The organism is Arenimonas alkanexedens (assembly GCF_054781355.1).
Genome location: NZ_BAAGUO010000001.1, coordinates 195044 through 209768 on the forward strand (window position 1 = coordinate 195044; position 14725 = coordinate 209768).

Genomic DNA, 14725 nt, shown 5'->3' on the forward strand with positions numbered 1-14725 from the left:
CGGGGGCGTCGGGAAGCCGGCCTGGGCTAAACTCCGGGTACTGACTCTGAACCCATAGGCCGCGCCCGATCGCCGGCCACAGGAAGACGCGATGAATTGGCTGAACGACGTACTGGAAAACGACCTCGACCCGACCGAAACCCGCGAGTGGATGGAATCGCTCAAGGCGGTGATGGACGTGGATGGCCCTGAGCGCGCCCACCACCTGCTCGAGCGCATGGTGGAACTGACCCGGCGCACCGGTGGCCAGCTGCCCTTCAATCCCACCACCCAATACATCAACACCATCCCCGCGCACCTGGAAGCCAAGAGCGACGGCGACGCCGCGCTGGAATGGCGCATCCGCAGCATCATTCGCTGGAACGCGATGGCGATGGTGGTCAAGGCCAACCGCAAGCCCGGTGACCTGGGCGGCCACATCGCCTCGTTCGCCTCGGGCGCCACGCTGTATGACGTGGGCTTCAACCACTTCTGGCGCGCGCCGTCGGAGAATCATCCGGGCGACATCCTCTACATCCAGGGCCACAGCTCGCCGGGCATCTACGCCCGCAGCTTCCTGGAAGGCCGCATCAGCGAAGACCAGCTCAACCACTTCCGCATGGAAGTGGACGGCAAGGGCATCAGCTCGTATCCGCATCCCTGGCTGATGCCGGATTACTGGCAGACCCCCACGGTTAGCATGGGCCTGGGCCCGATCAGCGCCATCTACCAGGCGCGCTTCCTGAAGTATCTCGAACACCGCGGCCTGATCGAACCTTCCGACCGCAAGGTCTGGTGCTTCCTGGGCGACGGCGAGACGGACGAGCCCGAGAGCCTGGGCGCGATCGGCGTGGCCGGCCGCGAGGGCCTGGACAACCTGGTCTTCGTCATCAACTGTAACCTGCAGCGCCTGGACGGCCCGGTGCGCGGCAACGGCAAGATCATCCAGGAACTGGAGGGCAGCTTCCGCGGCGCCGGCTGGAACGTGCTCAAGCTGGTCTGGGGCAGCTACTGGGATCCGCTGCTGGCGCGTGACACCGACGGCAGCCTGCGCAAGCTGATGATGGAAACCGTAGACGGCGAGTACCAGAACTGCAAGGCCTTCGGCGGCGCCTACACGCGCGAGAATTTCTTCGGCAAGTACGACATCACCAAGAACCTGGTCAGCAACCTCAGCGACCAGGACATCACCCGCCTCAACCGCGGCGGCCACGACCCGCACAAGGTGTACGCCGCCTACCACGCGGCCGTGCACCACAAGGGCCAGCCCACCGTCATCCTGGCCAAGACCGTGAAGGGTTACGGCATGGGCAGCTGGGGTGAGTCGCTGAACCCGACGCACCAGACCAAGAAGCTCGATGACAGCGCCGTGCGCGCCTTCCGCGACCGCTTCCAGATTCCGGTGGCCGACGACAAGCTGCTCGACGTGCCCTTCTACCACCCGGGCGAGAAGAGCCCCGAAGTGGAGTACCTCAAGTCACGCCGCGAGAAGCTGGGCGGCTACCTGCCCCAGCGCCGCGCCAAGACCAGCAAGGAACTCACCGCGCCCAAGCTCGAAGTGTTCGAGCGCCTGCTCAAGAGCAGCGGCGAGCGCGAGAACTCCACCACCATGAGCTTCGTGCAGTGCCTGAACATCGTGCTGCGCGACAAGCAGGTGGGCCCGCTGGTGGTGCCCATTGTTGCCGACGAGGCACGCACCTTCGGCATGGAAGGCCTGTTCCGCCAGATCGGCATCTACGCCCGCGACGGTCAGAAGTACAAGCCCGTCGACGCCGACCAGCTGATGTACTACCGCGAAGACAAGACCGGCCAGGTGCTGGAAGAGGGCATCACCGAAGCGGGCGCCTTCAGCTCGTGGATGGCGGCGGCGACCAGTTACTCCTCGTCCGACCAGCCGATGCTGCCGTTCTACATCTACTACTCGATGTTCGGCTTCCAGCGCATCGGCGACAGCGCCTGGCAGGCGGCCGACATGCGCTCGCGCGGCTTCCTGCTCGGCGCCACCGCCGGCCGCACCACGCTCAACGGCGAAGGCCTGCAGCACGAAGACGGCCACAGCCATTTGCTGGCCGGCGCGATTCCGAACTGCAAAGCATATGACCCCACCTTCGGCTTCGAAGTGGCGGTGATCCTGCAGCACGGCATGAAGCGCATGCTGGAAGACCAGGTGGACGAGTACTACTACCTGACCCTGATGAACGAGAACTACGCGCACCCGGATATGCCCGAAGGCGCGGCCGAAGGCATCCTCAAGGGCATGTACCTGCTCAAGGACGCCGGCAAGCCCAAGAAAGGCGAGCTGCGCGTGCAGCTGCTCGGCAGCGGCACCATCCTGCGCGAAGCCATCGCCGCGGCGGAGCTTCTGGACAAGGACTTCGGCGTGTCAGCCGATATCTGGAGCTGCCCGAGCTTTACCGAGCTGCGCCGGGATGGGTTCGAGGCGGAGCGGTTCAATCGCTTCCATCCGGAAGCCAAAAAGCCGCAGAAGGCCTACGTCACCGCTTGCCTGGAAGGGCAGCAGGGCCCGGCGATTGCCGCGACCGACTATGTGCGGGCGTTCGCGGACCAGATCCGCGCCTTCGTGCCGATGCACTACACCGTGCTGGGCACCGACGGCTTCGGCCGCTCCGACACCCGCGCCAACCTGCGTCGCTTCTTCGAGGTCGACCGCTACTACATCGCGCATGCCGCGATTGCGGCGCTGGCGGCGGAAGGAAAGATGAATGGCAAGGATGTAGCCCGCGCGATAAAGCAGTACAAGATTGATGTCGAAAGGATCAATCCTGCATCCAACTAAAAAATCGGTCGCGCGTGATCACGTAAATCGTGTCTCGCCTGATCAAGTCGAGGACGGTTTCGTCTCTACTACCACTGCCGTCCCGTAGCACAGCACCTCCGTCAGCCCCGTCATCAATTCGGTGGCGTCGTAGCGCATGCCGATGATAGCGTTGGCACCGAGCTTGCGCGCGTCCGCCACCATGTCGTTATAGGTTTCCAGGCGCGCCTGCTCACACAGTTGCGTGTAAATGGTGATGTTGCCGCCGAACAGTGTCTGTATGCCGCCGATAAAGTTGCCAACGATTGAGCGTGAGCGCACAACGATTCCGCGAACGACGCCGAGACTGCGAACGATGCGGAGTCCAGGCAGCTCTAGGGACGTAGTGACCATCGTCCGATCGAGCAGCGGTGCGCGGGTCGTGATTGGGCTTGAGTTGTACGGGTCGGTCATGGGTCTCTCCAAGGCGGGGATGGCATAGCTTGCCCCGTCGACGTGGCCGGCGCAGCAGAGCCGGGTCAGCGCCTGTATTGCCAGCGCCGGGGTCAGATCCGTCAGTTCAGCTCCTCAGAGCATAGCTTCCAATCCCTTTCGATCGAGCAGGTCCAGCAGCTTCAACGACGGCCCACTCGGCTGCTTGTCGCCTTGCTCCCACTTGCGCACCGTGGACACGCTGGTATTAAGCACGCTGGCCATCACTGCCTGGCTGAGCTGCAGGCGTCGGCGCAGGGCGACGATGCGCGTGCGGGTGTACGGGGGGATCGGCGGCAGGCACATGGCGTCGAATTCGGCCATGCGGCGCTTGTCGATGAAGCCCAACTCATACAGGCCCGTGGCGCCTTCGTGCACCGCGTCCAGGATGGGGCTCCTAGTGCGTGATCGTGGCTTGTTGGTCGATTTCATGGAGTTCTCCTGCCTTGCACGCGGCGTCCAGCGCTTGATTGGTCAAGGCGAGCAGTTCGGCAGCCCAGCCCCGCAGTGACGCCAATTCCCTGTGGCCGATGTTGGTGTGCTGGTTCTTCATGAAGCCATAGAGGAAGAACCATCGTTCGCCAAGACGCGTTGCGATGATGGCGCGGGCGCCGCTTCGTTTCCCGCCGCCGGCGACTGCCATCCGCTTCTTGACGAGGCCACCGCCCAAGTCGGCATCTATCAGGTCGGCGCGCATTTCCGCGACCGAGATGGCGAGCGCACGGTCAGGGATCCCCGCACTGCGCTGCCATCGCTTGAAGGCCAAGGAAACGAAAATGCGGGGCAGGGGAAGTGTGCCACCAGGTGGCATAGATGGAAAGTCCGGGAGGCGTCTCCTCCACGGTGTCTTTCCGGCCGGCGCGAGGCCAGGCGAAGCACGCGCTTCGCCGGGTAAGTGTTTGCCGCTGGTGAGCTAAAGATGCTCGCCGAAGAACTTCGCCAGCTGCAAGGTCGAATGCACACGGTTCGGCTGCTTCCTCCAGCCATGCCCTTCGTCGGGGAACAGCACGTACTCCACCTCAACTCCGCGCTTTTTCAGCACACCCACCACCTGCTCGGCTTCAACAACCGGCACATTGGTGTCATTCGCCCCATGCATCACCAACAGCGGCGTCACCACGCGATCCAGCTTGTGGATCGGGGACAGATCGCGCAGCAACTGCAGCTGCGTCTTCGGATCCCCATACTCGCCGGTGCTGATCGCGCCCATCCACGGCGTGCTCTGCGCGAAGAAGGTCTCGAAGTTCACCATGCCGAACAGGTTGGCGCCGGCGGCGAAGGTGTCAGGGTAGTCGGTCACGGCCACCATCACCACGTAGCCGCCGTAGCTGCCGCCCATGATGCCCAGGCGGCCCTTGGCGCCGATGCCTTCATTCACCAGGAAGTCGGCAGTGGCCTTGATGTCCTTGTTGGCATCGAAGCGGCCGGCGTGGTTGTCCAGGCTCATGAAAGCCTTGCCGAAGCCGGAGCTGCCGCGGATGTTGGGTGCGAACACGGCGATGCCGCTGGCCAGCAAGGCCTGGTAGTCGGCGCGGAAGGCGGGGCGCTCCTGGCCTTCGGGGCCGCCGTGGAAGCTCAGCACCACGGGGCCGGGCTGCTTGAAGCCGGCGGGCAGGTACAGCCAGCCGGAGAGTTCCAGGCCGTCGTGCGCTTGGTACGTGCGCAGATGCGGCTTCACCAGCGTGGTCAGGTCCACGCCCGGGTGCGGGCTGAAGGTGAGGCGGGTGTATTCCTCGGTGGCCAGGTCGAGCTGCCACAGGTCGGCGGGGGCGGCGGATCCACTTAGTGCCATCACCAGGCGCGTGCCGTCGGGCGAATAGTCGGCGCCGCTCACCAGTTCGGCCGGGGCGGCGGGCAGTTCGTGGCGTTCGCCGGTGGCCAGGTCGATCAGCTCCAGCTCGTTGCGGCCGGCCACGTTCCAGGTCAGCAGCGCCTGCGTCTTGTCGTCGTTGAGGGTGAAGGCATCGAGCTCGGCGTCGTCGCGTGCGGCCAGTTCGGTGTGTTTGAAGCTGCGGTCGCCGGTGGCGATGTCCACGCGGCCCAGCGCGCTGCGGTCACGGTCGAGGTTGTGCGCCAGGTAGACCGTGCTGCTGTCTTTTCCGAACTCGCCCCAGCTCTCGGCGGTGCCCTCGTGCGGGGTCAGCAGCAGGCGGCTGCCCGTGCTCAGGTCGTCCAGCCACAGGTTGCTGTCGCCGCGGGTGACCAGCCGGTTCACCAGGGCGTGCTGGCCCAGCAGGTCGGCCATGAGGCCCAGGCCGTCCATCTCCACGGCGATGCTTGCCTTGCCCGTGGCCGGATCGTACATCCAGATGTCAGTGGTGGCGGGGTCGCGGGCGTTGCTGCGGAAGTGGTAGCGGCCGTCGGGCGCAAAGTCGCCGGCGAAGGTGTTGGCGTCGCCTTCGTTGATGCGCCGCACGTCGGTGCCGTTCACGTCGGTCAGGTAGAGCTGCGCGTTGTAGCCGCCGCCCGGCGACACCGCGTAGGCCAGCTTGCCGTCGGGCGACCAGCGCAGTCCCGACACCGCATCGGCGTAGCTGGTGACCTGCCGTGGATAGCCGCCGCCCGCCGGGATCACCCAGGCCTGAGGCGAGCCGCTGAGCGTGGTGATGAAGGCGATGTGCTTGCCGTCGGGCGAGTACTGGGGCGATGACGCGCTGCCGACCTTGCCCATGGCGGTGATGCGGGCTTCGAGCGCCGTGTCGGCCGGGGTGTCGGCGGCGAGGGCAGGGCTGCTGGCCAACAGCAGGGCGAGCGGAAGGCTGACGCGCAGGCAGGAAGTCATAGGACGTTTCCCCAAGGTGTACCGGGGCAACGTAGCAGGTGCGGGGGACCGGCCGCTGCGATTACTTCTCGATTCCCATGCTGCGCTGCGCCATGCGGCCGGCCAGGCCGGCGACCAAGGTCGCTCTCACGTCGCCGCCTCCGCGCGTATGTTGCCGAAGACGCAAGACATGCGCGCCAGCACCTGCGCGATCTCCGGCGCCACCGCGTGGCCGTCCACCAGCTGCACCTCGCGCCCGATCATCAGAACCTGGGCCAGCAGGCCTTCCGGCGACTCCGCGCCCATGTGCAGCAGGCTGTGCGTGGCCGTGTCGGGTTCAACCACGCCGCACCAAAGCGGCAGCACCGCCTGCAGTTCGTCCACGCTGCCTTCCAGGCGAAGTGTGATACGGCAAGCGAAGGGCGCGTAGGCGATGCCGCGTTCCAGGCGAGCGGCCACGTCCGGCGGCACCGGGCGGGGCGGGAAAGACGCGCCTTTCTGGATGCTGCCCTCGATGCGGTCGATGCGAAAGCTGCGCCAGTCTTCGCGTTCAAGGGCCCAGGCAATCAGATACCAGCGGCGGCCGTAGTTGGCCATTCGCTGCGGCTGCAGGTGGCGGGCCGCGGTGTCGCCCGCGTGCTTGCGATAGGCGAAGCGCAGCGTGCGGCCGTCGCGGCAGGCGGTGGCCAGTTCGCTGAGCAAGCCCGCGTCCACCAGCGGCGGGCCGGTGCGCAGCGACAGCGTCACCGCATGCAGGGCAGTGGCGCGCCGCCGCAGTCGCTGCGGCATCAGCTGGTCGAGCTTGCCCATCAGCTGAATTGAAGTCGCCTCGATGCCGCCGACGCTGGCGCTGGCGGCGCGCAGCGCGATCGCCAGCGCCACGGCTTCGTCGTCGTCCAGCATCAGCGGCGGCAGTGCGGCGCCGCGGCCCAGGGCGTAGCCGCCGCCCACGCCGGAGGACGCTTCGACCGGATAGCCGAGTTCGCGCAGACGCTCGACGTCGCGGCGCAGGGTGCGGGCCTCCACGCCCAGTGCCTCGGCCAGCGCAGCGCCCGGCCAGTGCCGCCGCGATTGCAGCAGGCTGGCCAGGCGGAGCAGGCGGGCGGAGGTTGAAAGCATGCGGCGAGACTATCGAGGACAATAAATGTCCGCAATACGGGCTAGCTTTCCTGCACTTGCCGCTTATCGAGGATCCGCCATGACCACGCTTACGCTCTACCACAACCCGAAATCCCGCTCCGCCAGTGCACGCGTCCTGCTCGAGGCGGTGGGCGCCGACTACGCGGTGACGCCGCTGGACTTCGCGGCAGGCCAGACCCGCACGCCGGAATTCCTCGCCATCAATCCGCTGGGCAAGCTGCCGACGCTGGTGCACGGCGACGCGGTGGTCACCGAGCAGGTCGCCATCACGATCTACCTCGCCGATCGTTTTCCCGCCGCCGGGCTGGCGCCTGCCTTCGACCACCCGCTGCGCGGACCTTACCTGCGCTGGCTGGCGTTCTACGCGGCCTGCTTCGAGCCCGCGCTGCTCGACCACGCCTACAAGCGTGAGCCGCTGGAGCCGAGCGCGGCGCCCTACCGCGACTACGACACCGTGATCCAGGTATTGGTGAACCAGCTCTCGCGCGGCGACTACCTGCTGGGCGACACGCTGACCGCCGCCGACCTGCTCTGGGGCACCGCGCTCACCTGGACCACGGGCTTCGGCATCGTGCCCAAGCTGCCCGTCATCACTGCCTACATGGCGCGAGTAGCCGCGCATCCGGCCGTGATTCGCGCCGGTGAGCTCGATGCGGCGCTGGCCGCCGAGATGACGGCGGCATCCGCCTGACCCCGTCGCGCGTTGCGGTTCGACGCGCACGGTTGACGCCATTTTCACTTCGCCCTTCCTGACGCTGGTCTACCTTGGCCGCTGGCCCGACGCGGGTCGAACCAAGAGGAGCAGCATCATGAAGAAGCATCGGAATTCCTGGATCCTGGCCGCATCCATCGCGCTGCTGGTGGGCTGCGGAAACACCAGCGATGCCGGCCAGGCCGAGGTGGCGCCCGCCGTGGCGACGCCCGCCGCCGCGGATGCGCCGCCGGCCCTGGCCAGCGCCAGCGGCTTCGAGACCGCCGAAGTCATGCAGTTCGATGCGCCGTGGGCCATGACCTTCCTGCCGGACGGGCGCCTGCTGGTGACCGAGAAGTCCGGCGCCTTGCGCCTGTTCGACCCGGCCAGCGGCGAGGCGGGCGAGGTCACCGGCGTGCCGGCGGTGGTGCATCGCGGCCAGGGCGGCTTCGGCGACGTGGTGCTGCATCCGCAATTCGCCAGCAACGGCATGGTCTACATCAGCTATGTCGAAGCAGGCGAGGACGACAACACCGGCGCCGTGGTCGCGCGCGGCAAGCTGGCGCTCGACGATCAGGGCGGCGGCGCACTCACCGACGTGGAAACGATCTGGGTGCAGTCGCCCAAGCAGCAGGGCGACGGCCACTTCGGCCACCGCATCGCCTTCGATGGCGACGGCAAGCTCTGGATCAGCTCCAGCGAGCGCCAGAAGTTCGACCCCGCCCAGGACATGACCGGCAACCTGGGCAAGCTGCTGCGCCTGAACGACGACGGCAGCGTGCCGGCCGACAATCCGTTCGCCGAGCGCGATGACGTGGGCGCGCAGGTCTGGTCGCTGGGCCATCGCAATATCCTGGGCATCGCCTTTGACGCCGACGGCCAGCTGTGGGCGCACGAGATGGGCCCCAAGGACGGCGATGAGCTCAACCGCATCGGCAAGGGGCTCAACTACGGCTACCCGATCGTGTCCAACGGCGACCACTACGACGGTCGCCCGATCCCCGACCACGACACCCGCCCCGAGTTCGCCGCGCCGTTGGTCACCTGGACGCCGGTGATCTCGCCAGCCGGCTTCGTGATTTACAGCGGCGACCTGTTCCCGGCCTGGAAGGGCAATGGCTTCATCGGCGGCCTGTCGTCGCAGGCCCTGGTGCGCGTGGCCTTCGACGGCGAGGCGGCTCGCGAAGTGGAGCGATACCCGATGCAGCGCCGCATCCGCGAAGTGGAGCAGGGCCCGGACGGCGCGCTCTGGCTGCTCGAGGACGGCGGCACCAAGGGCGACGGCTGGCTGCTGAAGCTGACGCCCGCGGCACCGTAACGTCCCCGGCGCTCGCCGGCAGGCCACGGGCCACTGCTACAGTGGCCCAAGGTCCCTGCCGGTGGGGCCCTGCCGTGATCCCGAGCCAGTTCCTGCCACCGGCGCTTGGTGCCGCCTAGCGCGGCGCTAGGAGCTCCCATGAACCTCGGAAATTTTTCCGTCAGCCTGGCCGTCAAGGACCTCGCGGCCTCGCGCGCCTTCTACGAAGCGTTGGGCTTCACCGCCTTCCACGACCAGTCGAAGCACGGCTGGATGATCCTGAAGAACGGCGACACCGTGATCGGGCTGTTCCAGGGCATGTTCGAGAAGAACATGCTGTGCTTCAACCCAGGCTGGGACAACAACGGCCAGAACGTCGATCCGTTCACCGACGTGCGTGAGATCCAGCGCCAGCTAAAGGCGCAGGGAATCACGCCCGCCACCGAAGCCGACGAGGCCAGCACCGGGCGCGCGCACATGATGGTCATCGATCCCGACGGTAATCCGGTCCTGGTCGACCAGCACCGTTGAGCCCGGCGCGTGCGGCGCCGTCCACGCGAGCAGCGGCGCCAGGCCATCGCCTCCGCCCGGCACTGCTAGAGTGGCGCAAAAACCTGCCGGCCCCACTATGTCTACGCCCCCGACCCAGCCTTTACCCGCGCCGCCCGTCATGGACGAGGCCGCGCGCTTGGCGCGTGCGAACGCCTTCGCCGACGAGCTCGCATGCCGACGCACCGTGCGCGACTATGCGCCGACGCCGGTGTCGCGCGAGGTCATCGAAGCCTGCCTGCGCGCGGCCGACAGCGCGCCCAGCGGCGCCAACCAGCAGCCCTGGCATTTCGTCGCCATCGCCGACCCGGCGCTCAAGCGCCGCATCCGCGAGGCCGCCGAAGCCGAAGAGCGTGAGTTCCACCAGCGGCGCGCGCCGGAGGAATGGCTGAGCGCGCTGGCGCACCTGGGCACCGACGCCGACAAGCCCTTCCTCGAGATCGCCCCGTGGCTGATCGCGGTCTTCTACGAGCGCACGGGTCCGGAGGTGGATGGCCACAAGGCCAAGCGCTATTACCCGCACGAATCCACCGGCATCGCCTGCGGCATGCTGATCGCCGCGCTGCACCAGGCCGGCCTGGCCACACTGACCCACACGCCCAGCCCGATGGCCTTCCTTAATGAGCTGCTGGAGCGGCCCCGCAACGAAGTGCCCTACCTGCTGCTGGTGGTAGGACACCCGGCGCCGGGATGCCGCGTGCCCGACATCCAGCGCAAGCCGCTGGACGCGATCGCGCAGTTCCGCTGAGCCGTCGCGGCGGCTTGAATCGCCCGGTCGCATGAAGGACAGTGGGGTTTCCCCGGGAATCAGGAATTCCACCATGCGTTGGCTCGCCATATTCGCCGCACTCTGTCTTGCCTCGAACCTGGCGCTGGCCGCCGACCGCGAGGAACACTTCGTGGTCATCTCCGGGGGCAACGCCATCGGGCATGTATTCGCAACGCGCGAAGGCGACCAGATCAAGATCGACTACGACGTCAAGAACAACGGCCGGGGTCCCACCATGGCCGAGACCCTGACCTTGGGTGAAGACGGTTTGCCCGTCGCCTGGACGATCACCGGCAGTACCACCTTTGGCAGCAAGGTGGACGAGCAGTTCGCGCGCGACGGCCAGCAGGCCACCTGGCAGGACGCGCTGGGCCCGGGCAAGCAAACGGTTTCGTCGCCCATGCTCTACATCGGCCAATCCGCCAGCCCTTGGGCACTGGGCCTGTACGCGCGCGTGCTGCTCAATGCCGACGAGCGCCGCATCGCGGCCCTTCCGGCCGGCGAGGTCAGCCTGTCGCCCGGCGAGCCGCTGCAGGTTGGCCTGGGCAAGGACCGCATCACGGTGCGCACCTATGCGGTGTCGGGCCTGGAGCTGGATCCCGACTATGTCTTGCTCGACGAGCACGGCGAGCTGTTCGCCGTCATCTCCCCGGGTTCGGTGGTCATCCGCAAGGGCTACGAAGCGGAAGAAGCGCGGCTGCGCAAGCTCGCCGCCGACCTCGGCCAGTCGCGCCTGGAGGCGCTGCAGGCGCGCACCGCGCATCGCTACGGTGCGCCGGTGCGATTCCACAACGTGCGCGTGTTCGATCCCGCCACCCTGGCGCTGTCGGAGCCGGTCAGCGTGGTCATCAACGGCCGCTACATTGCCGGCGTGCAGCCCTTGGACGCCAAGCCCTCGCCGGGTGAAGTGCGCATTGACGGCGAAGGCGGCACCCTGGTCGCCGGCCTGCATGAAATGCACTCGCATACGGGGCAGGGCGGCGCCATCCTCAACATCGCCGCTGGCATCACGACCGTGCGCGACATGGGCAACAACAACGCGGTGCTCGACGGCCTGGTGGCCAGTATCGAGTCGGGAAAGATCGCCGGACCGCGCGTGCACCGAAGTGGCTTCATCGAAGGCCGCAGCCCCTTCAATTCCAACAACGGCATGCTGGTGGCCAGCGAGGCGGAAGCACTGGCCGCGGTGCGCTGGTACGCGGCGCGCGGTTTCCACCAGGTCAAGCTGTACAACAGCATGAAGCCCGAGTGGTCCAAGGCGGCCGCCGCCGAGGCGCATCGCCTGGGCCTGCGCGTGTCCGGCCATGTGCCGGCGTTCTCCAACGCCGACGAGATGGTGGACGCGGGCTATGACGAGCTCACCCACATCAACCAGATCATGCTGGGCTGGGTGTTGGCGCCGGAAGAGGACACCCGCACCCTGCTGCGCCTGACCGCGCTCAAGCGCCTGGCCACCCTGGACCTGGACTCGGCGCCGGTGCAGCGCACGCTCGACAACATCGTCGCCAAAGGCGTCGCGGTCGAGCCCACCATCGCCATCCATGAAAACCTGCTGCTCAACCAGGACGGCGAAGTGCCGGCCGGTGCCGCCGACGTCATCGAACACCTGCCGGTGGGCGTGCAGCGCGACGCCAAGCGCGCCTGGTCCGATATGTCGGCGCCGGGCGATGCCGAGGCCTACCGCCTGGCCTACGGCAAGATCCTCGACACCCTGCGCCAGATGAAGGAACGCGGCGTGCTGCTGGTGCCGGGTACCGACCTGGGCGGCTCGTTCAACTTCCATCGCGAGCTGGAGCTGTTCGGCCAGCTGGGCTATACGCCGGCCGAAGTGCTGAAGCTGGCCACGCTGGACATGGCCGCCTACCTGGGCCAGGACCAGCTCACGGGTTCGATCGCGCGCGGCAAGCTGGCCGACTTCTTCCTGGTGCCGGGCGACCCGACGGGCGACCTGCGCGAGATCAAGCGCATCCGCGCCGTGGTCAAGGACGGCGTCGTCTACTATCCGGCCGAGATCTATCCGGAGTTCGGTATCCGTCCCTTCGCCACCGCGCCCAAGGTCACCGAGGCAAGCCAGCGCTGAGCGCGGCCATGGACCTCAAACACAGCTATGCGGCACTGCCGCCGCGGTTCTGGTCCGCGGTGGCGCCCACGCCGGTCGCCGCGCCACAGCTATTGGCTTGGAATGTGCCGCTGGCGGCGGCGCTGGGGCTTGATCCGACGCTGGCTACGCGCGCGGCGGCGGTGTTCTCCGGCAATGCCCTGCCGGCGACCGCGCAGCCGATCGCCATGGCGTATGCCGGCCACCAGTTCGGCCATTTCGTGCCGCAGCTTGGCGACGGCCGCGCGATCTTGTTGGGTGAGGTGACGGACCCGCAGGGACGCCGGTTCGATGTGCAGCTCAAGGGCGCCGGACCGACGCCGTATTCGCGCAATGGCGACGGCCGCGCCGCGATCGGCCCGGTGCTGCGCGAATACCTGATCAGCGAAGCGATGCATGCGCTGGGCGTGCCGACCACGCGCGCGCTGGCGGCGGTGGCCACCGGTGAGCCGGTCTTTCGCGATGGCGCCGTACCGGGCGCGGTGCTGACGCGCATAGCGGCCAGCCACGTGCGCGTGGGCAGCTTCCAGTTTTTCGCGGCCCGCGAGGATCATTCGGCGGTGCGCGCGCTCGTTGATTTCGTATTGGCCCGTCACTATCCGGAACGCGTCGGCACGGCGACGCCTGCCTTGGCCATGCTCGAAGCCGTGGTGCAGGCACAGGCGCGCCTGGTGTCGGCCTGGCTGCAGGTCGGCTTCGTGCATGGGGTGATGAACACCGACAACATGGCCGTCTCCGGCGAAACCATTGACTACGGTCCCTGCGCCTTCCTCGATGAATACCATCCGGCCAAGACCTTCAGCTCGATTGATCGCCAGGGTCGCTACGCCTACGGCAACCAGCCCGGCATCGCCCAGTGGAACCTGGCGCGCCTGGCCGAATGCCTGCTGCCGCTGATCGACGCCGACGCGGAGCGGGCGGTGGCGCTGGCGCGCACTGCGATCGAAGCCTTCGCGCCGGCCTACCGCGAGCATTGGCTTGCGGGCCAGCGCCGCAAGCTCGGCCTGGTCTCGGAAGAAGCCGGGGACGAAGCCCTGGCCCAGGATTTCCTGGAAGCCCTGCAGGCGGTGGAAGCCGACTACACGCTTGCCTATCGCGCACTCGCGCAGGCCGCCCAAGGCGACGACGGCGCGCTGCCCAAGTCGCCGGCGATGGATGCGTGGCTGGCGCGCTGGCGTGAGCGCCTGGCCCGCGACCCGCAGCCGGATGCGACGCGTGGGCTGGCGCTCAACGCCGCCAACCCCGCGGTCATCCCCCGAAACCACTTGGTCGAAGCCGCCTTGGCGGCGGCGGCTGAAGGCGACATGGCGCCCTTCGATGCCTTGCTTGCCGCGGTGCGTCGTCCCTATGACGACGGCGCCGGCCAAGCCGCGTTCATGGTCCGGCCGGATCCAGCCCAGCGCGTCACCCGTACCTTCTGCGGCACCTGATCAACTCTTGAGTCGCCATCCTGTGCGGAAGATCCCCCGCACCGCCAGCAGGCAGGCGAGCAGGAAGCCGCAGATCGCCGCGAAACTCACCACCACGTTCACGTCCGACTGCCCGAAGAAGCTCCAGCGAAAGCCGCTGATCAGGTACACGACGGGATTGAGCAGGGCGATTTTCTGCCAGAGCGGCGGCAGCATGTCGATTGAATAGAAAGCGCCGCCCAGGAAGGTCAGCGGTGTCATCACCATCAGCGGAATTACCTGCAGCTTCTGGAAGTCGTTGGCCCATAGTCCGATGATGAAACCGAACAGGCTGAAGCTGGCCGCCGTGAGCAGCAGGAACAGGATCATCGCCAGCGGATGCGCGATCTCGTAGTCCACGAAGAAGCGCGCCGTTACCAGGATAAGCAGGCCCAGCACCACCGACTTGCTGGCCGCCGCGCCGACGTAGCCCAACACCGCCTCAACCCAACCCACCGGCGCCGACAGCAGCTCGAAGATGGTGCCGGACCACTTGGGCATGTAGATGCCGAAGGCCGCGTTGGATATGGACTCGTTCAGCAGCGACAGCATGATCAGGCCGGGGATGATGAATGCGCCATAGCTGACGCCGCCCACCTCGCCCATGCGCGAGCCGATGGCCGCCCCGAAGACGATGAAATACAGCGAGGTCGTCAGCACCGGCGAGATGATGGATTCACCGAGCGTCCGAAAGGTGCGCGCCATCTCGAAACGATAGATGGCCCGGACCGCGTACCAGTTCATGC

Annotated in this window: 13 protein-coding genes; 7 read left to right on the plus strand and 6 right to left on the minus strand. The window is 67.2% G+C overall.

Annotated features, from left to right (window positions below):
* The first annotated feature begins 91 nt into the window (after positions 1-91).
* Positions 92-2776, plus strand: a complete 2685-nt coding sequence (gene aceE, locus ACYVGY_RS00875) for a pyruvate dehydrogenase (acetyl-transferring), homodimeric type (protein ID WP_460455604.1) — start codon at positions 92-94, stop codon at positions 2774-2776.
* A 42-nt stretch (positions 2777-2818) separates the two neighbouring features.
* Here aceE and ACYVGY_RS00880 read toward each other — a convergent pair whose 3' ends face one another.
* From ACYVGY_RS00880 to ACYVGY_RS00900, 5 genes are all read right to left on the minus strand, one after another.
* On the minus strand, positions 2819-3208 hold the full coding sequence (locus ACYVGY_RS00880; RefSeq protein ID WP_460455605.1) for a YbjQ family protein: 390 nt from the start codon (positions 3206-3208) through the stop codon (positions 2819-2821).
* A gap of 114 nt (positions 3209-3322) precedes the next feature.
* Entirely contained in the window at positions 3323-3658 is a 336-nt protein-coding gene (locus ACYVGY_RS00885) for a helix-turn-helix domain-containing protein (RefSeq protein WP_460455606.1), read from the minus strand.
* Entirely contained in the window at positions 3624-4037 is a 414-nt protein-coding gene (locus tag ACYVGY_RS00890; protein WP_460455607.1) for a type II toxin-antitoxin system RelE/ParE family toxin, read from the minus strand. The genes ACYVGY_RS00885 and ACYVGY_RS00890 overlap by 35 nt, the downstream gene beginning before the upstream one ends.
* Before the next feature lie 102 nt (positions 4038-4139).
* Positions 4140-6008, minus strand: a complete 1869-nt coding sequence (locus ACYVGY_RS00895) for a S9 family peptidase (protein ID WP_460455608.1) — start codon at positions 6006-6008, stop codon at positions 4140-4142.
* Positions 6009-6134: 126 nt separating this feature from the next.
* Positions 6135-7106 carry a helix-turn-helix transcriptional regulator gene (locus ACYVGY_RS00900; RefSeq protein WP_460455609.1) on the minus strand — a complete coding sequence of 324 codons (972 nt, stop codon included), beginning with the start codon at positions 7104-7106 and terminating at the stop codon, positions 6135-6137.
* 79 nt (positions 7107-7185) lie between these two features.
* Between ACYVGY_RS00900 and ACYVGY_RS00905 the strand changes: the two genes are divergently transcribed.
* From ACYVGY_RS00905 to ACYVGY_RS00930, 6 genes are all read left to right on the plus strand, one after another.
* Positions 7186-7818 carry a glutathione S-transferase family protein gene (locus tag ACYVGY_RS00905; protein ID WP_460455610.1) on the plus strand — a complete coding sequence of 211 codons (633 nt, stop codon included), beginning with the start codon at positions 7186-7188 and terminating at the stop codon, positions 7816-7818.
* Between the two features lie 118 nt (positions 7819-7936).
* Positions 7937-9136, plus strand: a complete 1200-nt coding sequence (locus ACYVGY_RS00910) for a PQQ-dependent sugar dehydrogenase (protein ID WP_460455611.1) — start codon at positions 7937-7939, stop codon at positions 9134-9136.
* A 138-nt stretch (positions 9137-9274) separates the two neighbouring features.
* Positions 9275-9646 carry a VOC family protein gene (locus tag ACYVGY_RS00915; protein WP_460455612.1) on the plus strand — a complete coding sequence of 124 codons (372 nt, stop codon included), beginning with the start codon at positions 9275-9277 and terminating at the stop codon, positions 9644-9646.
* A gap of 97 nt (positions 9647-9743) precedes the next feature.
* Positions 9744-10412, plus strand: a complete 669-nt coding sequence (locus ACYVGY_RS00920) for a nitroreductase family protein (RefSeq protein ID WP_460455613.1) — start codon at positions 9744-9746, stop codon at positions 10410-10412.
* A gap of 73 nt (positions 10413-10485) precedes the next feature.
* Entirely contained in the window at positions 10486-12513 is a 2028-nt protein-coding gene (locus ACYVGY_RS00925) for an amidohydrolase family protein (RefSeq protein ID WP_460455614.1), read from the plus strand.
* Positions 12514-12521: 8 nt separating this feature from the next.
* A complete protein-coding gene (locus tag ACYVGY_RS00930; protein ID WP_460455615.1) occupies positions 12522-13961 on the plus strand; it encodes a protein adenylyltransferase SelO in 1440 nt (479 codons plus the stop codon).
* Here the strand turns inward: ACYVGY_RS00930 and ACYVGY_RS00935 are convergent, their stop codons facing one another.
* The gene (locus tag ACYVGY_RS00935) at positions 13962-14723 is read right to left on the minus strand and encodes an ABC transporter permease (RefSeq protein ID WP_460456237.1); all 762 of its coding nucleotides are present in this window, start codon (positions 14721-14723) and stop codon (positions 13962-13964) included.
* Positions 14724-14725: the final 2 nt, after the last annotated feature.